This is a genomic window from Brevibacterium gallinarum, from assembly GCF_014836885.1.
Classification (GTDB): Bacteria; Actinomycetota; Actinomycetes; order Actinomycetales; family Brevibacteriaceae; genus Brevibacterium; species Brevibacterium gallinarum.
This window is the reverse complement of sequence record NZ_JACSPY010000022.1, coordinates 17,827-38,893: the sequence shown is the minus strand read 5'-3', so window position 1 is coordinate 38,893 and position 21,067 is coordinate 17,827. Positions and strand designations below refer to the sequence as shown.

Sequence of the window (21,067 nt, the reverse complement as noted above, 5' to 3'; positions counted from 1 at the left end):
CCATCGAGCCCACACCGCGATTGGGGGACTCTCACCAGCAGACCGCGTTCACAACCTCACCGGGAAGTACATCTAGGGAGGATGCCCAATGACCGACGCACCCGAAACCCAGCAAACCCAAGCCACCGACGCACCGCAGGTGCAGCAGTGGGACGAGAAGATCACCCCCGGCCGTTTCGAGAACAAGACCGTCATCGTCACCGGGGCAGGGGCCGGCATCGGCCGTGCAACAGCTCTGCGCATCGCTCGCGAAGGCGGGAAGGTCATTGCCTGCGACATCTCCGCTGACCGACTCGCAGACCTGGAGCAGGAGGCATCCGATCTGGCGATCACGACTGTGGCCGGGGATGTCAGCGACGACGGCGACGTTGCGAAGATCGTCGATGCTGCCGGCGAGCGCATCGATGGACTGGCCAATGTCGCCGGCATCATGGACGACTTCTCCCCCGTCCATGACGTCAAGGACGACATCTGGGACGCGGTCCTGCGGGTCAACCTCACCGGCGTCATGAAGCTCACCCGTGCGGTCGTGACGGTGATGCTGCCGCAGAAGGCCGGCAACGTCGTCAATGTCGGATCCGAGGCTGGTCTCCGCGGTTCGGCCGCCGGTGCCGCCTACACCGCTTCGAAGCACGCGCTCAACGGGCTGACGAAGAACAGTGCTTTCATGTATGCCGAGGAGGGCCTGCGCTTCAACGCGGTCTGTCCTGGTGGGGTGGCCACCAGCATCGAGGTGAACTTCGGTTCCGAGTTCGCTGCCGCGCGTCTGCCGAAGTACTTCAGCCTCGTTCCTGGCCTGCCCTCGACCGCTCAGCAGCAGGCAGCGCTCATCACCTACCTGCTCAGCGACGACTCCACCAACATCTCCGGGGCGATCATCGCCAGCGACGGCGGCTGGGCCGGCGTCTGAGCAAACTGTTCCACACCTCGCCAAACGCCTGTATCAACGGCACGCAGGCACATCAGCACAGGTGAGCCATATGACATCATCAGAGGTGAGACCGCCGCAGACCTCGGAGTGATCACATGGCCTCGATCTTCAAAACCTCACCTTGGAACGTCGAACAGCTCGTTTCAGCAGTAGAGAAGGGCACAATCCAGCTGCCGGATCTGCAGCGCCCATTCGTGTGGCCGGCGACGCGCGTTCGTGACCTGCTCGATTCCATGTATCGCGGCTACCCGGTAGGCACTCTGCTCTTCTGGGACGTGGCGCTAACCGGTGATTCGCGCACAATCGGCAGCGATGACGTCGGAGCCGCTCATCAGATCGTCGACGGGCAGCAGCGCCTCACGAGTCTGTTCGCAGTGATGCGCGGGGCACCCGTTCGAGACGCAAAGTACCGCCAACAGCGCATCGTCATCTCTTTCGACCCGTTCGCAGAACGATTTGAGGTGCGCTCAGCCGCCACCACTCGATCAAGCCGATGGATCAGCGACATCTCAGAGTACTTCGCGGCACCCCGGCAGTACATGCGCAAATTCCTTCGCGACTATCTCAAAGCGAATGAGGATGCAGACGAAGACGAGGTCCAGGACAAGCTCGATGAGATCGATCTGCGTTTGAACGATCTCAACCGTTACACGTTTAGCGTCGTGCACATCCAAAGCGACGTGTCGAAGGAGCTCGTTGCCGACATCTTCGTCCGGATCAATTCCGAAGGGGTTCGCCTCAAATCGGCTGATTACATTCTCACCTGGCTCAGTGTGTTCTGGCCCGAAGGTCGGGAGCAGATTGAGGACTTCGCCCGCCTGTCACGAATGACACCGGAACGGGCTTCGGAGCTCGCTGGTTCCCGGGTCACGTGGACTCCACAGAACCCATTCATTGAGATCACGACTGGATATCTCGTCAGAGTGCTTGTCGGAATCGGACAGCAGCGCGGTCGGCTGGAGAATGCGTACAAGGCACTTCAGGCGCGTGAGAAGTCAACCGGACGGGTGTCCAGTTCGCGGCAGGAAGCGGAGCTGAACAAGTTGCGGGTCGCACTTCCTGTCATTCTCAACCCTCTCAATTGGGACGAGTTCGTCGAGTGCATGGCGGCGGCAGGTTATCGCAGCCGCAGCAACATTACTTCTGACATGAACATCACGGCGACATACATCGTCTGGCTCATCGGCCGAACTCACGCGAAGGTTCCGCTCGAGCAGCTGCGAAGCCTGACGGCCAGCTGGCTCATGTTCTCGCAGCTGACGTATCGCTACACCGGCTCCAGTGAGACACAGATTGAAGCCGATGTCGGAAAGTTCTTTGCCCTGCCTGCGGGTGATGCGGCAGGCTTTGTCGCCGCTGTCAGCCACGCAATCAATACGGAACTCACTGACGATTTCTGGAACGTCCGTCTGCCCGACATGCTTGTGTCCTCAAGCCCAGCCATGTCGCCGACGTATCAGACGTACATTGCCGCGTTGAATCTCCTCGACGCCGACGCGTTCATGTCCGATCTCAAAGTCCGCGACCTCACCGATCCTGCACGAACACGCGTCAAGGGACTCGAGCTCCATCATCTCTATCCACGCGCCTACCAACAGAAGGTCCTCGGACACACTGACGATAAGCAGATCAATCAGACTGCCAACTACGCCCCTACCGACTGGGATTCCAACGGACGGATCTCCGACCAGGCTCCTGCGGACTACTGGCCTCATCTGCTTGAAAAGGCCCGATCGCGCGGAGACGAGTGGCTCAAGAAACAGATGTACTGGCATGCAATGCCCCGCGGCTGGGAAAAGATGGAGTATGCCGAGTTCCTAGATGCACGCAGGCACCTCATCGCACATGTCATTCGCGACGCGTTTCGTCGGCTCTCCGCCGGGCACGTCTCTCCGGCAGTCCATCACCAGCTGGTTTCAGAGCAAACTGAGGAACTGCAGGAGCAATCAGTGGTGAGCTTTGTGGAAGCCGGGCACCTCAAGCCTGGCGATGAGCTTTCAGCCGGCGGCGATATCGATGTCGACGCCGTTGTCGGTGAAGATGCCGACCTCGTGCTCAACGGAGACGAGCATTTCGAGACTTTCGACGAAGCAGCGCGATACCTCGACGTCACACACATCGATGGACTCGACTTCTGGTCGTTGCGCACGGACGTGGGCCCGATTCCGCTTCGGTCGTTCGTCACGCCTGCTTCGAACTGACTCAGCCCCGCCCGACCATCCGCACGACTGCCCGCCGCAGTTCTTCGACGATGATGAAGACGACCGCGCAGCCGATGACGAGCAGCCAGTGCTCCCCGTCGAGCGGCACGGTCGAGAACGCGGTGTTGAGGATCGGCAGGTAGACGACAAGCAGCTGCAGAAGCAGACCAGCGGCCAGCGCCAGCCACAGCCAGTGGTTGGTGAACAAGCCGGCGAACATCGTCGTGTGCGCGTGCCGGACCGACAGCGTGTTCACCAGCTGCAGGATGACGAGCACGGTGAAGGCGACCGTTCGGCCGGTGGCCACGTCGTCATCGCCTGCGATGAGCCCGCCGGGCAGGCACGCGTCCAAGGCCAGCAGCGACAGCACAGCCATGACGAATCCGGTGCTGAGGATCCGCGCCCATTCGCGGCCGTCGAGCGCGCGCTGATCGGGCCGGCGCGGCGGTTTCGTCATCACCCGGTCATCGACCGGATCGACGCCCAGGGCGAGCGCCGGCGTGGAGTCGGTGACGAGGTTGACCCACAGGATCTGGGTGGCCAGCAGGGGCAGGATCACCGCGCCGTCGGCCTGGACGAGGCCGAGCACCCCGGCGAGCACGACGCCGCCGAAGACGGTGAACACTTCGCCCATGTTCGATGACAGCAGGTAGCGCAGCACCTTCTTGAGGTTGGAGTAGATGCCGCGGCCCTGTTTGACGGCGGTGATGATCGAGGCGAAGTTGTCGTCGGCGAGGATCATCGTCGCCGCGTCATGCGAGACCTGCGTGCCGGTGATGCCCATCGCCACGCCGATGTCGGCGCGCTTGAGAGCCGGGGCATCATTGACGCCGTCACCGGTCATCGACACGACGTGGCCGTGGTCCTGCAGGTGCTTGACGATTCGCAGCTTGTGGCTCGGGTCGACGCGGGCGAAGACGGAGGTGGTCTCGACCGCCTTGGCGAACTGCGCGTCGGTCAGTTCGCTCAGCTGCGCGCCGGTGAGCGTCTTCGGGTCGTTGATGCCGAGGTCGGCGGCGATCCGCTCGGCGGTCAGCGGGTGATCGCCGGTGATCATGATGACCCGGATCCCGGCCTGCTGTGCCTGGGCGATCGCGGCCTTCGCCTCCGGCCTGGGCGGGTCGATCATTGCGACGAGACCGACGAAGGTCAGTCCCTGCTCCATCTCCTCGTCCAGGCTCGCCTCGGGGTTCTCCCCCGTGCCCGAGGCGGCGGGCACCTCGCGCACGGCCACAGCCAGTGTCCGGTAGGCCTCGCCGGCCAGGGTGGTGACCTCTTCGTCGAGGCGAGCGAGCACCTCGGGGGTGGCCTCGGTGTCGCCGTCGGCGGTGCGCACGTGTGTGCAGCGGGCGAGCACCACATCGGGTGCACCCTTCATGACAAGCTGCCGGCCGGCGCCGGTCTCGCCTGCGACGAGGACGGACATGCGCTTGCGCTCAGAGGAGAACGGCAGCTCATCGAAGCGGTGAGCCTGGGGCACGGCGAGCCCGGCATCGGAGCAGGCGATGAGGAACGCCGCCTCGGTCGGGTCGCCGATCGGGCCTTCGGCGGTGAGCCGGGCGTTCGAGGCGATCGAACCGAGCGCAAGCGTCTCGGCGGCCTGGGCGTCGGTGATGTGGTGGCGGCCGTCTGCGGTGATGACGCGGTCGATCGTCATCTGGTTGAGCGTCAGCGTGCCGGTTTTGTCGGTGCACACGACGCCTGCCGAGCCGAGGGATTCTACGGCGTCGAGCTGTTTGACGATCGCCTCGTGGGCGGCCATCCGGCGCACGCCCATCGCGAGGATGACCGAAACGATCGCTGTCAGGCCTTCGGGCACGGCGGCCACGGCGAGTGAGACGCCGAGCAGCAGGACGGTGACCAGCGAGGATGTCGAGTGGTCGGCGGTGGTGAAGTAGACGGTGGCCATGACGGCCAGGGCGATGGCGATGACGGCGATCGTGAGCATCTTGCCGACTGCCGCCATCTCCTTCTGCAGGGGCGTGTCGGTCGACCCGGCTGTTGAGATCATGCCGGCGATCCGACCGATCTCACTGTCAGCCCCGGTGCCGGTGACGACGGCGCGGGCGCTGCCCTGGGTGATGGCGGTGCCGGAGTAGACCATCGGCAGCCGGTCGGCCAGCGGCGTGTCGGCAGCCACGGCGTCGCGGGTCTTGTGCACGGGCACGGATTCGCCGGTCAGGGCGGCTTCGGCGACCATGAGCCGGCTGCCCGACAGCAGCCGGGCGTCAGCGGGCACCGCGTCGCCTTCGCCTAAGTGGAGGATGTCGCCGGGGACGAGTTCGGCGGCGTCGATGACCTGGGTGCGCCCGTCGCGGGTGACGGTCGCACTCGGGCTCGTCATCTGCTTGAGTGCCGCGACCGCATCGGCGGCTTTGAGCTCCTGGACCAGGCCGATGAGCGTGTTGAGGATGATGACCGCGGCGATGACGATCGCGTCGATCGGCGCCCCGTGGCGGCCTTCGGCGGCCCAGGCGATGACCGAGACGATGATCGCAGCGAACAGCAAATAGGTCAGCGGCTCGTTGAGCAGACGCAGCACCCGCCGCCAGAGCGGAACGGGTGCTGCGTGGGCGAGCTCATTCCGGCCGTGGGATGCCAGCCGGGCGGCCGCCTCGGCGCGGGTGAGGCCGTCCTCGGCGGAGGTGCCGAGTGCGGTGACGACCTCACCGGGCGGCTGGGCGTGGGCGTCGGAGATCGAGAGCGTGTCTGTCAGCGGCGGGGAGCTCATGATCCGAGCTTAGCCCCGCTTACCTCAGGCTTCGTCGACTCCGCACCAGTCGGCGATGAACAGGGCCAGCGTCTTCGTCACCCGGCGCAGCGAGTCGAGGTTGACGCGCTCATCGGCGCCGTGAAGGCGTTCGCTGAGCGGGCCGTAGACCAGGGCGGGCATGTCGGCGAAGCGGCCGAAGACGCGGGAGTCGATGTAGCCGGCCATGAGCTTGCGGGTCAGCTCGTCTGGCCCGTCCCCGCCGGCGGCCTCGGCGATCGCCTTGTGCGCTCCGGCGAGCACCGCCTCGGCGTCGGTTCCCTGGGGCAGCCGGTAGCCCTGGGCGAAGAAGCCGATCTTCTCCATTTCAGCGCTGACGCCGTCGAGGTCGGCGACAGCGTCGGCAACGCAGGACTGCAGTTCGGCGAAGGCGTCCTCGGCGGGCACGTCGGGCAGGTAGGCGACTCGGATGCCGACGGTGCAGGCGTCGGGCACGCTGGAGGGCCAGTCGCCGGCGTGGAAGGTGCCGATGTTGAAGTTCAGCGGGTGGGTCTCACCACCGACGTCCGGGTCCGAGGCGGCAGCGGCGTTCCACTTCTCCTCGAGTTCGCGCAGCTTGCCGATGGCGACCCAGGCGGCGTCGATGGCGTTGAGGCCCTCGCTCATGGTCGCGGCGTGGGCGGCGCGGGCGCGGACGGTCAGCTGGCACCAGATGACGCCGAGGTGGGCGCCGACGACCTGCTCGCCGGAGGGTTCGGGGATGACGACGGCATCGGCGGTGTGCCCGCGCAGCAGGGCGGACATGCTGCCGTTGCCGGTGCATTCCTCCTCGGGCACCGACTGCAGCTGCACGCGACCGCGCGGGCGCAGTCCTGCGGCCTGCACGGCAGCCAGCGCATAGACGCTGGCGGACAGGCCTGCTTTCATGTCGCCGACGCCGCGGCCGTACATGTGCCCGTCGACGATCTCGCCGCCGTAGGGGTCGCGGGTCCACAACTCTTCCTTGCCGACGGGGACGACGTCGATGTGGCCGTTGAAGATGAGGCTGCGGCCAGCGTCCTCGGCATCCGCGCCCGAGGCAGTGGGCGCCTGGGTGCTGCCGACGACGACCTCGGTGTTGGAGTAGTCGACGGTGACGGCTCCGGATCCGGGGTGGGTGGCGAGTTCGGCCGGGTCGAGTGTCCAGCGCTCGACGTCGAGGCCGAGGCGCTTGTAGGCGGCCTCCATGAGGTCCTGGCCGCTGGACTCCTGGCCGCGCTGGGTCTGGGCGGCGACGAGGTCGGCGAGGAATCCGGTCTGCTCGTCGAAGGCCTTGTCGACGGCGGCGATGATCTTGTCGCGATGCTGCTGGTCAGTCATGATCGTCCCTTTCAAGCCATCACGCGCGAGAGCCAGAAGGCTGCGACGCAGCGTGAGTGAAGTGGTTCACATTCGACGGTAAGCACACGGTCACATGCACGCAAATACATATCTGGAGACCCGTCGTTAAACTTTCTGCATGAAACTAGGTCAGCTGCGCAGCTTCCTCGCCGTGCTCGATGAGGGTTCGGCCACCGTTGCCGCCGAGGTGCGGGGCGTCTCCCAGCCGACGCTGTCCCGGCAGATCCAGGCGCTCGAAGATGCGTGCGGGACGGCGCTGTTCGTCCGCTCGGCCGGCGGCATGGTGCCGACCCGGGCCGCCCGGCGCCTGGAGCCCGGTGCCCGCGATGTCGTCACCCGGGCCGATGAGCTCACCGCCCAGCTGGCTGAACTTTCGGATCGTGAGGTGCGGCTGACGGCGGTCTGCCCGGTCATGATCGCTGAGATGCTCGTGCTGCCGTTCGTCGCGGCGGTGCCGACGCCGATCACCGATGTCATCGACAGCCTCGCTGTCGACGCCCATGAACTGGTGAGGCGCCGGCTAGCCGATGTCGCCTTCGCTCCGGTCGCCCCGCCGAGCACTCTGCGCAGCTGTGAGCTCTTCCAGGTGCAGCTGACCCTGCAGTGCCGACCCGATGACCCGATGGCCGGACGTGAGTCGGTCGATCTGCGCGAGCTGGCCGACCTGCCGCTGCTCATCACCGATGCGCGCAGCGGCACCCGCCGCACCCTCGATGCGCTGCTGGCCGCCCGCGGCATCACGCTGCGTCCGCGTCTTGAGGTCGACCGCACCCATGTTGCGCAGGCGCTGACCGCCGGCGGGGATGCCGGGATGGCGCTGGCGATCGATCCGGTGCGCTACGGGTTGACGGCTGTGCCGGTCGTCGATCGCGGGCAGCCGGTGCAGCTGGCCGAATGGGCGTCCTGGGAGCCGGGGCACTATGCCGAGGAGTCGATCATCGCGATGCTCGCCGACTTCCGGGACTGGGTCGCCCAGCGCAGCGATGTCGGCACTGTCACGGTGCCGGACAGCCCGCTCTTCACCTCGTGACCGGCTAAGCGGAACGTCCCCGCGGGGACGTCCGGGCGGGAGACGGGAGGCCTCAGAGCGCCAGCGCATCGCGCAGGATCGGCAGCAGCGGCAGCTGGAGTGCACCGAGGATCAGGAAGATGCCGGCGGCGACGAAGCCGAGGACCGTTGCCGCTGTCGCCAGCCGGTAGTCGCGGCGCTGATGACGCAGGGCCAGGAAGCCGATGACGAGGGAGACGATGACCCCGACGAGCTGGCCGATGAGCGCCATCCACAGAATGACCCAGTTGAAGCGGTACTTCGGTTCAGGACCGAAGACGCCGTCGAGTGTGTGCGTCATCGTCACGCCCAGGCCTAGGTAGGCCACTGTCGCCAGCCCGCCGACGACTGCCAGCAGTGACCAGACGAGAGCGACAAGGCTGAAGGGGAACCACAGCGTCATCGGCCCGGGCGCGGCTGACCTCGGCTGCAGTGGTATGCCTGGCTGGTTCAGGAGATGCCCCTTGTCGATCGCGGCAGGTGAAGCTCAGCTCTAGGATACGGCCCGCGCCGCTGCGACGTGCACGGCAACCAGATCGCGTCACCGCAGGGACGTTGGCAGGGGTTTCAATCCGCCTCGGTCGTTCATGTCAGATTCTCAGCATCGTGCCAGCAACACATGACTACTCTTGAGCGATGCAGTGGATTCTCTTCGATATTGGCGGCGTGCTGGAAGTCGTAGACGACGATCAGTGGCAGACCCGCTGGATGGAACGCTGGCTGTTCAAGGCCGGACTGACACATGAGCAATACGAGGCGAGAGCATCAGCCGTCGATCTGCCGAATATCGTGCTTCACAGTGGTGTTGAGGCCGAATACTGGCGATTGTTCGGGGCCACACTTGGCCTGAACAGTGCGGAGATTGCTCAAATGCGCACGGAAATGTGGGATGCCTACTGCGGGACGGGCAATACCGAGCTTATCGAGTATGCCAAGGGTCTAAAGGGACGTGCGGGATTGGCGATTCTGTCGAACTCGGCTGATGGTGCACGAGAGGAAGAAGAACGCAGGTACGGGTTCTCGCAGCTGTTCGATCCGATCTGCTACAGCCACGAACTCGGTGCAGCGAAGCCTGATCGGCCCGCATACTTGAAGACGCTTGATGCGATGAACGCCCAGCCACATGACGTGTTCTTCATCGATGACCGCGAAGAAGCGGTTCACGCAGCGGTCGCACTCGGTATTCAGAGCGTCCGCCACGAGAGCAACCAGACAACAATTGCCGCAGTGGAGAACTTCCTCACCTCAACACGGAGCAGCACAGCTGAACACCGGTGATGCTGTATCCGCCGAATAGGGCGACGAATGGACCGGCATTCCCACAGGCGTTCGGTCATTGGGACCGCGTGATCCGTGCTCGCGATGAGGTACATGACGCTGCGCGCCCAAGGCGCAGCACAGCGTAAGACTCGACAATGAGCCAACCGCCCAGCGCCTAGCCGACGTGCGCAGGAGCCTCAGAGCGGATACCCGTAACGGATCAAGAAGATCACTGAGGACACAAGCCCTCGTGTCCCCCGCGGGGACGCCGGCCGATGAGTCCTAGTCCGCCTCGGGCAGGGTCCACTGCAGCGGGTTGGAGTGCCAGGAGCTGCCGACGGAGACCATGATCTTGCCGGCGATGTAGCGGTCGGTCGACCATTCGAGGCGGCGGCCGAAGGGGTCGCGGGTCACGCGGCGGTGGACGAGGAGGGCGGTGCCGGGGTCGACGTCGAGCAGGGCTGCGGCCTCGGCGCTGGCGGCTTCGGCGCCGAATCGGTGCTCGGCGTGGCTGAAGCGCACCTCGTGCTCCTCGGCGAGCACCCGGGTAACCGAACGGGCGTCAGCAGGGATCGTCTCGATGATCTCGCCGAGCCATTCGGGATAGCGGGTCTGCTCGAGCATGACCGTCTCGCCGTCGAGCGTGCGCCGGCGGGTGACGGCGAGCAGCCGGCGGCCGGCCGGGACCTCGAGCAGCTCCTCGTCGAGCTCGCCGGCGATCTCCCACTGCATGCAGATAACGGTTCCGCCGGGTTCGTGCCCGGCGCTCCACGCCCACTGGGCGAAGGAGTGGAACTCGGAGAATGAGGCGCGCGGCTGCGGTGTGCGCACGACCTGCTTGGGTCGGCCGCGGGTGCCGTCGACGATGCCCTCATTGACGAGCTCGCCGAGTGCCACGCGCACGGTGCCCGGGGAGACGCCGAAGCGCTCACTCAAGAGCCGCTCGGACGGCAGCGAGTCTCCGACTCGGTAGGTGCCGGCGACGATGTCGGCGCGCAGCGCCTCGGCGATCTGCGCGAACGCGAAGCCCTTGGGCCGCGCTCCGGGCGCCTGCTGCGAATCCGCCATCTCTGCCTCCTCCGGCCTGCCTGCTGGTCACCAGAATGCCATTCATTCCCGGTCGAACCACTCTCCTTGGCGATCACATTAACCGAGCAGACCGAGGTTCCCACCGCCTCGGGAGCGGGATCGCCGAGCGTTCACAATCCATTCATCTTCACTAGTGAACTTTGTTCATACGTGGCAAACTTCACTAGTGAGACTGAGTCTGGCTTGCGGCAGCGCACGCCGTTCACCACCGAATGCGAAGGACACTGTTCGTGAAGAAACACCCCGTGATGATCCTGGCCGCGACCCTGTCCGCCGGCGCGCTGGCGCTGTCGGCCTGCGGCGGCTCTGCCCAGGCCGAAAACTCCGAGACCTGGCGTGATGCCACCTCCGCCGAAGCCGGCGGCGGCATGGACAAGCTCATCGAAGCCGCCCAGGCCGAAGGCGCCTTCAACTCGATGGGCCTCTACGACGACTGGGCCAACTACGGCGGACTGCTCAAGGCGTTCTCCGAGAAGTACGACATCGAGATCAACAACGACACCTCCACCGGCTCCTCCCAGGACCTCATCAACGCCGTGGTCAACCGCAAGGGCCAGGACGACTCCCTGGACTACCTCGACACCGGCATGACCTTCGCCCAGGACGCTGACGCCGACGGGCTGCTGGCGACCTACCAGCCGGAGACCATCGGCGACATCGACGAGAAGTACGTCGGTGAGAACGGCACCTGGATCAACCACCTCGGCGGCACCATGGCCATCGGCTGCGACGCAGACCGCGTCGACACCTGCCCCACCTCGTTCGCCGACCTGCTCAAGGACGAGTACAAGGGCAAGGTCGCCATCCCCTCGAACCCGACGACCGGTGAGACCGGATTCATGATCGTCCACGCCGCAGCCCAGGCCAACGGCGGCAGCCTCGATGACATCAAGCCCGGTGTCGAGTTCTTCTCCGAGCTCAAGGACAAGGGCAACTACCTGCCCGTCGAGGCCTCGGCCGGCACCATCGAGACCGGTGAGACCCCGATCGTCATCAACTGGGACTACCTGCTCAAGCCGATCGCCGATGACCTCAAGGAGGCCAACGGCAACGAACTGAAGATCATCGAGCCGTCTGACGGCACCGTCTCGTCGTTCTACGCCGCCTCGATCAACGCCGACGCCCCGCACCCGGCGACCGCCCGCCTGTTCTACGAGTTCCTGTTCTCCGATGAGGGTCAGAACCTGCTGCTGGAGGGCTACGTCACCCCGGTGCGCATCAGCTCGATGCTGGAGAACGGCACCGCCAACCAGGAGGCCGTCGACGCCCTGCCCGGTGAGAACCCGGAGATCACCGCCCCGATGCCGAATCTGGATCAGCGCACCGCCAACCAGAAGGTCGTCGAGGCCGAGTGGCCCAAGGCGATGCAGTGACCCAGCAGTCCACTGCGGCCCTGACGGGTCAGGTCAGCACCGCCGGCACATCCGCTGCCGGCGGTGCGGCCGCCGCGCCTCCCAGCACCAGAGCACCGGGCAGGGCACCCGGCGGGCGCCGGCTGGCCAGCCTCGGCCGCGCCCTGCTCTCTCCTGCCGCCACCGCACTCGCCCCGCTCGGGCTCATCCTCGCCGCCTTCTTCATCCTCCCGCTCGTCTCGATGGCGATCCTCGCCTTCACCGTCGAGACCAGCCGCACCGAATCCCACCTCGGCTTCGGCAACTTCGCAGGCCTGTCCTCCAGCCACGGCCGGGCGCTGATGAACTCGGTGCTCGTCTCCGGCGTCGGCTCCCTCATCGCCGCGATCGTCGGCGCGCTCACCGCGCTGTGCATCGCCCAGATCCGCTCGAAGCGCCTCGACTCGATCACCGCCGTGTTCTCTTCCGTGCTCGCCAACGACGGCGGCGCCCCGCTGGCGTTCTCCTTCATCGTCACCCTCGGCAACACCGGCATCGTCTTCACCGCCCTCGGCCTCGACCGCCTCGGCTTCTCGCTCTACACCTGGCAGGGCCTGGTGGCGATGTACCAGGCGTTCCTCATCCCCACGATGATCATGGTGACCCTGCCGACCTTCGCCGGCCTGCGCCGCGAGTGGAGTGAGGCCAACACCTCCCTCGGCGGCACCGGCTGGACGTTCTGGCGCCGCGTCGGATTCCCGGTCGCCTGGCCGTCCCTGCTCGGCGGCTGGGTGCTGCTCTTCGGCTCGGCCTACGCAACCCACGCCTCGGCCGCGGTCCTCATGGGCGCCGGCGGCTTCCAGCTCATCCCCCTCAACATCGCCGCCCAGCTCAGCTCCGGCACCGGCCGAGGCGGCGAGGCGAGCGCGATGGCACTCGGCGTCTCGATGATCGTCATCGCGATCGCCACCCTCGTCCTGTTCTCCCGACTCCAGCGCAGGAGCGCGAAATGGCTGTCATGACCCCCGTTCCCGAGGCGCCGGCCGGCTCCCGCACGCCCGCTCCCGAGGCACCGGCCGGGTTCTCCGCGACCCGCGCCCTGGCCTGGGCGCGCTGGCTGCCGGTCATCGCCGTCGCCGCCTATGTCACGATCCCGCTGCTGTGCTCAATCGCCTATGCGGTGCTGCCCGGCGGGACGTTCTCACTTGATGCCTATTCGGTGCTCGGCTCCGATGCCAAGCTCACGAACGCGATCGTGCGCACCCTGCTCATCACCGCCGTCACGATCGTCGTGCTCATCGCAGCCCTCGTCCCGGCTGTCGTCGCTGTGCACCTGTGGGCGCCGAGGCTGCGCACCGTACTCGAGGTGCTGTGCACGCTGCCGCTCGTCGTCCCGCCGATCGCCCTGGCCGCCGGCGTCGTGGCGATGCTGCGCTGGGGCGCCCAGCAGGGCCGGGGCACCACCCCGAACGCCATCAGCCAGTTCCTGCAGAGCCCGGACCTGCCACTCATCCTCGTCGGCACCTATGTCGTCCTGTGCCTGCCGTTCACCTTCCGGTCGATCGATGCCGGACTGCGCACGATCCCGCTCAAGGCGATCGTCGAAGGCTCCCAGATCCTCGGCGCCGGGGTGTGGGGAACTGTGTGGCGTGTGGTGCTGCCGAATATGCGCGGTTCGATGCTGTTCTCCGTCTTCTTCGCCACCGCCCTGTGCTTCGGCGAGTTCACTGTCGCCGCAACCCTGAACCAGCAGACGGTGCCGGTGTGGCTGTTCACCGTGTCGTCGACGGACTTCCGCGCCTCGATCGCGATCGCCGTGCTGCTCAACCTCATCACCTGGGCGCTCATGCTCATCGCCACACTGTCGGCCGCCAGGGAGGCACGCCACCGTGACTGAGCCCCTTCCGCTGACACCTGCTGCTCTCTATGCTGACCTCATCTCCAGGAGGCCCCTATGACCGCGAAGTCCAACAGCGTCGTCTACGACGGCGTCTCGAAGGCCTTCGGCACCCACACGGTGCTCGACAATCTGTCCCTCGAACTGGCCCCCGGTGAGCTCATCACCGTGCTCGGCCCGTCCGGGTGCGGCAAGACCACCGCGCTGAGGATCCTCGCCGGATTCGAACGCCCCACCGCCGGCCGGGTGCTCATCGCCGGCCGCGACGTCACGAACCTCGCACCGAACAAGCGCGGCATCGGCATGGTGTTCCAGGCCTACAGCCTGTTCCCCAACCTCACCGTCATCGACAACGTCGAATACGGGCTGCGCATCCGCCGCCTCACCCGCACCGAGCGCCGCCGCCGGGCCGGTGAGCTGCTGGAGATGTGCGGGCTGGCCGCCTTCGCCGACCGGTTCCCGCACCAGCTCTCCGGCGGCCAGCAGCAGCGCGTCGCCCTTGCTCGGGCGCTCGCTGTCGAACCCTCGGTGCTGCTGCTCGACGAGCCGCTCTCGGCCCTCGATGCGACCGTGCGCACGCAGATCCGCGATGAGATCCAGCGCCTGCAGCAGGAGCTGGGCATCACGACGATGTTCGTCACCCACGACCAGGCCGAAGCACTCGCAATCGCCGACCGCGTCGCCGTCCTCAACACCGGAGTCATCGAGCAGCTCGACGCCCCCGAGGTCGTCTACCAGCGCCCGGCCAGCGAATTCGTCGCCCGGTTCGTCGGCAGCGTCACCGAACTCACCATCGACGGCAAGCGCACCTTCATCCGGCCCGAGGACCTCACCCTGGAACCCGACGAGGCAGGCGAGTACACCGTGACCGGCCAGTCCTACACCGGCGAGCGGACCATCATCCGCGCCACCGGCACCTCGGGCGCGGCTGACGGCACCGAGCTCATCTCCTCAGCGTTCCTGTCCCAGGCCCAGGCCCTGCCGCCGGGCACCCGCGTGAGCTGGCAGCTCACCGGCACCCCGGCCTTCGTCACCGAGACCGCCGCCGCATGAGCGCCACCCTCACGCTTGCGACCACCGCCTCGGGTGCGGCCAGCGAGCAGGTGCAGGCGGCGATCTTCGACTGCGACGGGCTGCTGTTCGACTCCGAATCCGTGTGGCTGGCGATGCTCGCCGACTTCCACGCCCGCCACGGCATGGCCGGTGCCGACCTCACCCCGCTCACCGGGCTGGCCTCCGATGCCGCCGCCGAGGCGGTCCTCGCCCGGCTCGTCGACGCAGGCCACCCGCGGGCGGCAGGTTCGCAGGCCCGGCTGCGCTGTGAGCTGCAGGCCGAGTTCGACGCCGACTACTCCGCCCGGCTGGCTGCAGGTGTGCCGCAGATGCCGGGGGCGGCCGAGCTCATCACTGCCCTCGCCGCACGCGTGCCGGTCGCGGTGGCGAGCAACGGCCGGCGGGTCGATGTGCGCATGATGCTCGCGGCAAGCGGTCTGGCCGAGCACATCACGCGGGTGTGCACCGTCGAGGACGTCGCCGCCGGCAAACCGGCCCCCGACCTCTACCTCGCCGCCGCCCGGGCCCTCGGCGTCGAGCCGGCTGCCTGCATCGCGTTCGAGGACTCGCCGGTCGGCTCGCAGGCGGCGACCGCGGCCGGCATGATCGTCACCGGCGTCAACCCCGATGCCGGTATTGAGCTCACGTGCCGGCACCGGCTGACCTCGCTGACACAGGTGAGCGTCAGCGGTGAGCCGGCCGATGTCGCTGGTGACAGCGCTGTGCAGGAGGCGTGGTGGATGCTGAGATCTCGGTGCTGAGCTGGAACCTGTGGTTCGGCGGCACGAAGATGACCGATGGGCGGGCCAAGCAGATCGCCCTCATGCAGGACGAGGCCCCGGACATCCTATGCCTGCAGGAGTGCTGGGGTGATGGCGGGATCGCGATCGCCCGAGGCCTCGGCTATGAGATCGCCCAGCAGGCCTTCGACACTGCCGTGGCCAGCCGCTGGCCGGTCACCCACCTGCCGACCGACACCGCACCCTATGCGACCGCCGCCCGCGTCGACGCGCCGGGCGGGCCGCTGCTCGTCTGGTCGGTGCACTTGGCGCCCGAAGACTACGGGCCCTACCGTGCCAGCGAGCTGCCGGAGGCCGCTGCCGAGGTCTTCGCCCAGGAGGGTGAGCGGATGCGCGCTGAGCAGGCTGCCGCGGTGCTGGCTGCCACCGAGGTGCTGCTCGCCTCGCTGCCGGAGGGCACCCCGGTCATCATCGCCGGGGATTTCAACGTCCCCTCCCCTGCCGACTGGGACGGCCAGTTGCGACCCGAGGTTGCGTGGCCTGCGACGACGCGGATGCTGGAGGCTGGATTCAGGGACTCGTTCCGGGCTGTGCATCCTAATCCGCTGACAGCACCGGGGTTAACGTGGTCGCAGATCCACACGCTCGAGGACGAACCGCGCGATCGCATCGACTTCATCTTCACCCGCGGTCTGACAGTCGCCGACTGCTGGCACCTCGGGCAGGCTCCCGACCCGGAAGCCGCCGCCGACGCCGGACTGCGGGACACGGGTGGCCAGGCCGTCTACATTCCCGACCATGCCGAGAACGCCTTCGCCTCAGACCATCTCGCGGTGCGGGCGCAGCTGTTCCGCTGATCTCACCTGCTTGGCGGTCACCAGACGACAGGAGTACAGTACTGGTGTCGCCGCCGCGCGGCGCGGCCTTGGGGCTATAGCTCAGTTGGTAGAGCGTCTCGTTCGCAATGAGAAGGTCAGGGGTTCGATTCCCCTTAGCTCCACTTTGTGAAGTCTCGGGACATCGTTCGCTCGATGTCCCGAGATTTCTTTTTGGTTTGGCGTTGATGTCTCGCGTCATGGTTCCACTTTGCATGGGGTGTGAACTGCTCCACGGGCAATGGAGGCAGAGAGATTCGAAGAAGGTGCTGGCCCTATCGGCGGACTCCGTGGGATTCGGGGCACAACGCACATGCCCGAAACCGTCGCTATGCGCACCCCTCATTTTCGTATAACATTAATGTATGAGTGAGCGCGAGACTATCAACGGGACCCCGGTCACTGAGGAGCAGATCGCGGCGTGGGCGGCAGAAGCCGAGGCCGGATACGATGTCGAAACTCTGAAGAAGAGAGGTCGAGGACGCCCCGGCCGAGGTGCAGAACCGTCCCAAGTAGTTGCCCTACGACTGACGGCAGAAGAACTCAATGCCCTTGATGCGCGCGCACAACGCGAGGGGAAGTCCCGCTCCGAGGTGATACGCGACGCGTTGGCCTTGTCATGAAAGTGCACCGATCTGCACTCAAGCACGGAATCGACTCTGAAGCCACGATCCATGCAGCAACCTGGGCTCTGTGGATAGAAGAGCTCGACGACGACAGTCCATCGAGACAGCTCCGCCTGGGATTCGACAACCGCGGTCGCCTGTTGGAAACCGTGGTGCTGGTTTTCGACAGTGGAAATGAACTCGTCATCCACGCGATGAAGGCGCGCCCACAGATGATAGACCTATTGCCTTAATGCCCCGCACGATCGGCCTTTCGCGCGACACTCCCGGCATTCAGCACCTGAACTCCGGGTTACTGTCCACGGGCCCGATTCGATCCAAGTCAGCAGATCGTGCCGGTCAGGCGCCAATGATCTCGTCGTAGGCACCCTGGTCGGTGGCACCCTCGGTCGAGAAGACAAGCACGACATCGTCATTGGCGAGACCGAGCACCTCCCGGTGTGCGAGCAGCCCAGCGAGCCCAGCAGCGCCGCTTTCACCCGAGACCACGCCATCGCGGGCGAGCAGGCGCATCGCTTCGCGGGCATCGTCGTCGGTGGCGGTGGCGAAGGCGTCGAAACCTGTCATCATGTCGGGCCAGGCGATGGGTGAGGGTGTCCCGCAGTTGAGTCCGGCCATGATCGAGGTCTGCGGGCCGGGGATCTCAGTCAGCTCGCCGCGTTCGATGCTGACAGCCACGCAGTCGGCCAAGGTCGGTTCGACACCGATGAGGCGCGGGCCACCCGGGCGGGCGAAGCCGCGCACCACCGCAGCGGCGAACGCACCCACACCGATCTGAGCGGCCACAACAGTCGGTTCGTCTGCCTCACCGGCGGCGATCGCCTCATGCACTTCGGCCATCATGGTGGAGTACCCGTCGATCACCCACGCCGGCGGTTCTGTGTAACCCTCCCACGAGGTGTCGGAGACGACGAGCACATCGTCACTCGCGGTTTCGGCGCTGCGGCGGATCGCGTCGTCGTAACCACCGTCGACGACCTCGACTGCAGCGCCTTCGGATTCGATGGCGGCAATCCGCTCGGCGACCATGTCGGCTGGGACGAAGATCCGCGCGGGCAGCCCGAGCAGCCGGGCCATGATCGCCACCGCGCGGCCGTGGTTGCCGTCGGTTGCCGCCGCCAGCGTTGGTCGTGAGCCAGTCTGTTCGACGGCGGCAGCCACTTTGGCCCGCAGGAGAGCGAAGTCGGCGGCCTCTGCGATCTCAACCCCGAGCCAGTCGGCGAGCACCCGGCAGGTCGCCCATGAGGCGCCGAGGATCTTGAACGACGGCGTGCCGATGCGCGTCGACTCGTCCTTGAGCCACACTGCGCGCACGCCAAGCGCCTCGGCAGCTGCCGGCAGCGAGCGCAGCGGAGTCGGCTCGTATCCGGGCAGAGTCTGGTGGAAGGTCCTGGGCACCACAGCTCCGGCGTCTGCGGGCGGGGCCACCGCCTCGGGCGCGGCAAAGGGGTTGACCACCAGGCGGCGTGTGCTCATGACCTTCTCCTGTCGTCCATGGCGCCGGCGGCTCAGGCTGAGAGTTTGGCGGCGCTCATCACCCAGTATGAGCTGTCGAAGCCGTCGACGAGCACAGTCGCCTCGATGTCCTTTCCGGTGGCGTCGACGACCCAGTTGGGTTTCATGATCGGCTGCGGGGTCGCGGTCGAGAGCTCGAAGCTCATGCCGAGTCGGAACCGTTTGCGCAGGGCGGTTGCGACCAGCTGCCGGGCGGTGTCTGAAACAGCACCAGCGGGTTCTTCACCGAACAGGGCGAAGGGCGTCGGCACCCGATCTCCGACGACGGGAACGCTGGAAATGAAGCTCGTCCCGCCCTTGGCATCGACCATCACCGTGATCGTCGATGCGGCTGTCTGCTCCGGGTTCACCTCAGCAGCAGGCGTGCCAGCGGATGCGCGCCGGGACGATCGGAGGCGAGCGAGCAGACCGGGGATGCGGCGCGCAGTGACCTCGACGAGCCAGAACGGGTGGTGGACGAGCCGCGCGGCTGCGGTTCCACCGCCGAGGCGGCGTCGGACCACCTGCTCAGCCTCACTGCGCGTGATCGTCGGTTCGAGCTGCAAAGCGACCGCAGTGCCGTAGCCCGACGATGCGGGGCTTGCCTCCTGTACAGGCGCCTCAGTCACGATGGGCACCTCCTGCCCGATCGGTCTGGCTGTATTCGGCCACCGGGACCTGGGCTGCCAGACCGCTGTTCTGCCCCATCGCCAGCCGGGCCGGGATCGGGCCGACCTTGTCGGTCTCGACGAGGATCTCGTGGATGTGTGCAGGCACCGGATTGGCCTTCTGCGTCGCCAGCGACACGATGACCAGGGTGAGTGCGGAGATCGCGACGCTGGCCATCGGGTCGACCGAGGTGAGGTCGGTGAGCCCGCCGAGCTCCCAGACGATCGGGACGATCGTGCCGACGATCATCGAGGCGATCGCACCTGCGGTGTTCGCCTTCTTCCACCAGACGGCCGCAACATAGGCGGGCACGAATGCGGTGCCGAGGATGGTCGTGGCGAAGAGGACGACATCGGCGATGCCCGGTGCCCGGGTCGTGGCGATGATGTAGCCGACGGTGGCGAAGATGAGCACCGTGATGCGCGAGACCCACACCGACTGCTTCTCGGTGATGTTCTTGTTGATGAAGCGCTTGAAGATGTCGTGGGAGGCGATCGTGCCGGTCTGCAGCAGCAGCGCGTCAGCAGTCGACATGATCGCGGCCATGATCGCTGCCATCACGATGCCGACGGCGAAGTTCGGCAGCACGAGCTCTGCCACCCCGAAGACCGCCATCTCCGGATTGGCCAGGTTCGGCAGCAGCACCAGCGCCATGACACCGACGAGATAGGGTGCCGGGACGAAGAGCAGGTTGAATCCGGTCGAGTACAGCGCGGCCGTTCGGGCGACCGACGGCTTCTTCATCGCCATGTGGCTGACGTTGACGTGCGGGTACCCCATGTAGCCGATCGAGAAGATGAGCAGGGCGCCGATGACGAGTCCCCACTTGACGGATTCGAAGCCCTCCGGGCCCCACATGGTGAGCAGGTTGGGGTTGATCTCGCCGACCGCCTCGTTGCCGGCGGTCAGGCCGCCGACGGCGATGAGCGTGCCGATGAGGATCCACAGCATGCCGATGACCATGACGATCGCCTGCACGAAGTCGGTGTAGGCCACAGCGAGGTAGCCGCCGAGGAACGTGTAGAGCACGATGACGCCGATGGCCACGAGCATCGCCCACTGGAAGGGGATGCCGGTGACCATCTCGAGGCCCTGGCCGCCGGCGATGAACTGCGAGAGCACGTACATGAACATGCAGCCGAGCCCGATGGGCGCTGCGATCGCACGCGTCCACGCCGACGGGTAGCGGTGTTCGAGGTACTCGATCGAGGTGAGCGAGCCGAGCATCTGCGACAGCTTGCGCATCCGCCGGCCGAGGACCGACAGGTTGAGCACACCGCCGCCGATGTCGCCCATGGCGTACCAGAGGCCGAAGTAGCCGTTGGTGTAGCCGAGCGAACCGGCGCCCTGGAACATGTAGCCCGACATCGACGAGGACTGCAGGCGCAGGGCGGTGACCGCCGGTCCGAGGCTGCGCCCGCCGAGCAGGAAGCCCTCTTCGTCTTTCGAGCCGGCGCGCACAGACCAAAGGCCGATCCCGGCCATGGCGACGAAGTAGACGATGAGGAAGATGACCTCGATGCTCATGACGCACCTCCCGCTGCCGGGTGAGCGCCGGGTGTGGCGTCGCCGAAGTCATCGGGGTGTTCAACGTCTTCTCGGCTCCAGCCGCGGGTGCTGAAGAAGAAGATGAGCGTGTAGGCGATCCACAGCAGTGGGATGCCGACAATGATGAGGATTGTCGCCATTGGCAAACCGAACATCGTGTTCCTTCCGTCTCAAGGGCTGAGGTCAGACGAGCGTTCCGCTCGTGCGCCCATGTG

The 21,067-nt window shown here is 66.4% G+C and carries 19 protein-coding genes and 1 tRNA gene; 12 read left to right on the top strand and 8 right to left on the bottom strand.

Annotated elements, in window-relative coordinates; genetic code table 11:
• The first annotated feature begins 88 nt into the window (after nucleotides 1–88).
• Together H9634_RS13990 and H9634_RS13985 are read left to right on the top strand one after the other, a co-directional pair.
• On the top strand, nucleotides 89–910 hold the full coding sequence (locus tag H9634_RS13990) for an SDR family NAD(P)-dependent oxidoreductase (RefSeq protein WP_191727418.1): 822 nt from the start codon (nucleotides 89–91) through the stop codon (nucleotides 908–910).
• 116 nt (nucleotides 911–1,026) lie between these two features.
• A complete protein-coding gene (locus H9634_RS13985) occupies nucleotides 1,027–3,132 on the top strand; it encodes a GmrSD restriction endonuclease domain-containing protein (RefSeq protein ID WP_191727417.1) in 2,106 nt (701 codons plus the stop codon).
• A 1-nt stretch (nucleotide 3,133) separates the two neighbouring features.
• On the opposite strand, the gene H9634_RS13980 is transcribed toward H9634_RS13985, so the two are convergent.
• Together H9634_RS13980 and H9634_RS13975 are read right to left on the bottom strand one after the other, a co-directional pair.
• Nucleotides 3,134–5,863: a cation-translocating P-type ATPase gene (locus tag H9634_RS13980; RefSeq protein WP_191727416.1), complete on the bottom strand. Its 2,730-nt coding sequence runs from the start codon at nucleotides 5,861–5,863 to the stop codon at nucleotides 3,134–3,136.
• 24 nt (nucleotides 5,864–5,887) lie between these two features.
• Nucleotides 5,888–7,201 carry an ArgE/DapE family deacylase gene (locus H9634_RS13975; protein ID WP_191727415.1) on the bottom strand — a complete coding sequence of 438 codons (1,314 nt, stop codon included), beginning with the start codon at nucleotides 7,199–7,201 and terminating at the stop codon, nucleotides 5,888–5,890.
• 139 nt (nucleotides 7,202–7,340) lie between these two features.
• On the opposite strand from H9634_RS13975, the gene H9634_RS13970 reads away from it, so the two are divergent.
• A complete protein-coding gene (locus H9634_RS13970) occupies nucleotides 7,341–8,252 on the top strand; it encodes a LysR family transcriptional regulator (RefSeq protein ID WP_191727414.1) in 912 nt (303 codons plus the stop codon).
• Nucleotides 8,253–8,304: 52 nt separating this feature from the next.
• On the opposite strand, the gene H9634_RS13965 is transcribed toward H9634_RS13970, so the two are convergent.
• Nucleotides 8,305–8,673, bottom strand: a complete 369-nt coding sequence (locus tag H9634_RS13965; RefSeq protein ID WP_191727413.1) for a hypothetical protein — start codon at nucleotides 8,671–8,673, stop codon at nucleotides 8,305–8,307.
• A gap of 233 nt (nucleotides 8,674–8,906) precedes the next feature.
• Between H9634_RS13965 and H9634_RS13960 the strand changes: the two genes are divergently transcribed.
• Nucleotides 8,907–9,548: an HAD family hydrolase gene (locus H9634_RS13960; RefSeq protein ID WP_225210993.1), complete on the top strand. Its 642-nt coding sequence runs from the start codon at nucleotides 8,907–8,909 to the stop codon at nucleotides 9,546–9,548.
• 264 nt (nucleotides 9,549–9,812) lie between these two features.
• On the opposite strand, the gene H9634_RS13955 is transcribed toward H9634_RS13960, so the two are convergent.
• Entirely contained in the window at nucleotides 9,813–10,598 is a 786-nt protein-coding gene (locus tag H9634_RS13955; RefSeq protein ID WP_191727412.1) for a GntR family transcriptional regulator, read from the bottom strand.
• 251 nt (nucleotides 10,599–10,849) lie between these two features.
• Between H9634_RS13955 and H9634_RS13950 the strand changes: the two genes are divergently transcribed.
• From H9634_RS13950 to H9634_RS13915, 8 genes are all read left to right on the top strand, one after another.
• Nucleotides 10,850–11,992, top strand: coding sequence for an ABC transporter substrate-binding protein (locus H9634_RS13950; protein ID WP_318245129.1), 1,143 nt, complete (start codon nucleotides 10,850–10,852; stop codon nucleotides 11,990–11,992).
• Nucleotides 11,989–12,972 (top strand): ABC transporter permease, encoded by a 984-nt coding sequence (locus tag H9634_RS13945; protein ID WP_318245128.1) that lies wholly within the window; start codon nucleotides 11,989–11,991, stop codon nucleotides 12,970–12,972. Before H9634_RS13950 ends, H9634_RS13945 begins: the two co-directional genes overlap by 4 nt.
• Nucleotides 12,960–13,847, top strand: coding sequence for an ABC transporter permease (locus tag H9634_RS13940; RefSeq protein WP_191727410.1), 888 nt, complete (start codon nucleotides 12,960–12,962; stop codon nucleotides 13,845–13,847). Before H9634_RS13945 ends, H9634_RS13940 begins: the two co-directional genes overlap by 13 nt.
• A 57-nt stretch (nucleotides 13,848–13,904) precedes the next feature.
• Nucleotides 13,905–14,900, top strand: a complete 996-nt coding sequence (locus H9634_RS13935) for an ABC transporter ATP-binding protein (protein ID WP_191727409.1) — start codon at nucleotides 13,905–13,907, stop codon at nucleotides 14,898–14,900.
• The gene (locus tag H9634_RS13930; RefSeq protein WP_191727408.1) at nucleotides 14,897–15,661 is read left to right on the top strand and encodes an HAD family hydrolase; all 765 of its coding nucleotides are present in this window, start codon (nucleotides 14,897–14,899) and stop codon (nucleotides 15,659–15,661) included. Before H9634_RS13935 ends, H9634_RS13930 begins: the two co-directional genes overlap by 4 nt.
• Entirely contained in the window at nucleotides 15,637–16,497 is an 861-nt protein-coding gene (locus H9634_RS13925) for an endonuclease/exonuclease/phosphatase family protein (protein ID WP_191727407.1), read from the top strand. The genes H9634_RS13930 and H9634_RS13925 overlap by 25 nt, the downstream gene beginning before the upstream one ends.
• Before the next feature lie 70 nt (nucleotides 16,498–16,567).
• Nucleotides 16,568–16,640 (top strand) — tRNA-Ala (locus H9634_RS13920).
• A 240-nt stretch (nucleotides 16,641–16,880) separates the two neighbouring features.
• Complete coding sequence (locus H9634_RS13915; RefSeq protein WP_191727406.1) at nucleotides 16,881–17,138, top strand: ribbon-helix-helix protein, CopG family; 258 nt, start codon at nucleotides 16,881–16,883, stop codon at nucleotides 17,136–17,138.
• A 342-nt stretch (nucleotides 17,139–17,480) separates the two neighbouring features.
• On the opposite strand, the gene H9634_RS13910 is transcribed toward H9634_RS13915, so the two are convergent.
• From H9634_RS13910 to H9634_RS13895, 4 genes are read right to left on the bottom strand one after another with little or no spacing between them, the layout of a single operon-like run.
• Complete coding sequence (locus H9634_RS13910; RefSeq protein ID WP_191727405.1) at nucleotides 17,481–18,617, bottom strand: diaminopropionate ammonia-lyase; 1,137 nt, start codon at nucleotides 18,615–18,617, stop codon at nucleotides 17,481–17,483.
• A gap of 32 nt (nucleotides 18,618–18,649) precedes the next feature.
• Entirely contained in the window at nucleotides 18,650–19,264 is a 615-nt protein-coding gene (locus H9634_RS13905; RefSeq protein WP_191727404.1) for a hypothetical protein, read from the bottom strand.
• Entirely contained in the window at nucleotides 19,257–20,831 is a 1,575-nt protein-coding gene (locus tag H9634_RS13900; protein WP_191727403.1) for a sodium/proline symporter, read from the bottom strand. The genes H9634_RS13905 and H9634_RS13900 overlap by 8 nt, the downstream gene beginning before the upstream one ends.
• Nucleotides 20,828–20,992: a hypothetical protein gene (locus H9634_RS13895; protein WP_225210991.1), complete on the bottom strand. Its 165-nt coding sequence runs from the start codon at nucleotides 20,990–20,992 to the stop codon at nucleotides 20,828–20,830. The genes H9634_RS13900 and H9634_RS13895 overlap by 4 nt, the downstream gene beginning before the upstream one ends.
• Nucleotides 20,993–21,067 lie beyond the last annotated feature (75 nt).

Coding starts and splice junctions, on each gene's coding strand:
- H9634_RS13990 (WP_191727418.1), top strand. CDS start 89: ATGACCGACGCACCCGAAACCCAGCAAACCCAAGCCACCGACGCACCG.
- H9634_RS13985 (WP_191727417.1), top strand. CDS start 1,027: ATGGCCTCGATCTTCAAAACCTCACCTTGGAACGTCGAACAGCTCGTT.
- H9634_RS13980 (WP_191727416.1), bottom strand. CDS start 5,863: ATGAGCTCCCCGCCGCTGACAGACACGCTCTCGATCTCCGACGCCCAC.
- H9634_RS13975 (WP_191727415.1), bottom strand. CDS start 7,201: ATGACTGACCAGCAGCATCGCGACAAGATCATCGCCGCCGTCGACAAG.
- H9634_RS13970 (WP_191727414.1), top strand. CDS start 7,341: ATGAAACTAGGTCAGCTGCGCAGCTTCCTCGCCGTGCTCGATGAGGGT.
- H9634_RS13965 (WP_191727413.1), bottom strand. CDS start 8,673: ATGACGCTGTGGTTCCCCTTCAGCCTTGTCGCTCTCGTCTGGTCACTG.
- H9634_RS13960 (WP_225210993.1), top strand. CDS start 8,907: ATGCAGTGGATTCTCTTCGATATTGGCGGCGTGCTGGAAGTCGTAGAC.
- H9634_RS13955 (WP_191727412.1), bottom strand. CDS start 10,598: ATGGCGGATTCGCAGCAGGCGCCCGGAGCGCGGCCCAAGGGCTTCGCG.
- H9634_RS13940 (WP_191727410.1), top strand. CDS start 12,960: ATGGCTGTCATGACCCCCGTTCCCGAGGCGCCGGCCGGCTCCCGCACG.
- H9634_RS13935 (WP_191727409.1), top strand. CDS start 13,905: ATGACCGCGAAGTCCAACAGCGTCGTCTACGACGGCGTCTCGAAGGCC.
- H9634_RS13930 (WP_191727408.1), top strand. CDS start 14,897: ATGAGCGCCACCCTCACGCTTGCGACCACCGCCTCGGGTGCGGCCAGC.
- H9634_RS13915 (WP_191727406.1), top strand. CDS start 16,881: ATGAGTGAGCGCGAGACTATCAACGGGACCCCGGTCACTGAGGAGCAG.
- H9634_RS13910 (WP_191727405.1), bottom strand. CDS start 18,617: ATGAGCACACGCCGCCTGGTGGTCAACCCCTTTGCCGCGCCCGAGGCG.
- H9634_RS13900 (WP_191727403.1), bottom strand. CDS start 20,831: ATGAGCATCGAGGTCATCTTCCTCATCGTCTACTTCGTCGCCATGGCC.
- H9634_RS13895 (WP_225210991.1), bottom strand. CDS start 20,992: ATGGCGACAATCCTCATCATTGTCGGCATCCCACTGCTGTGGATCGCC.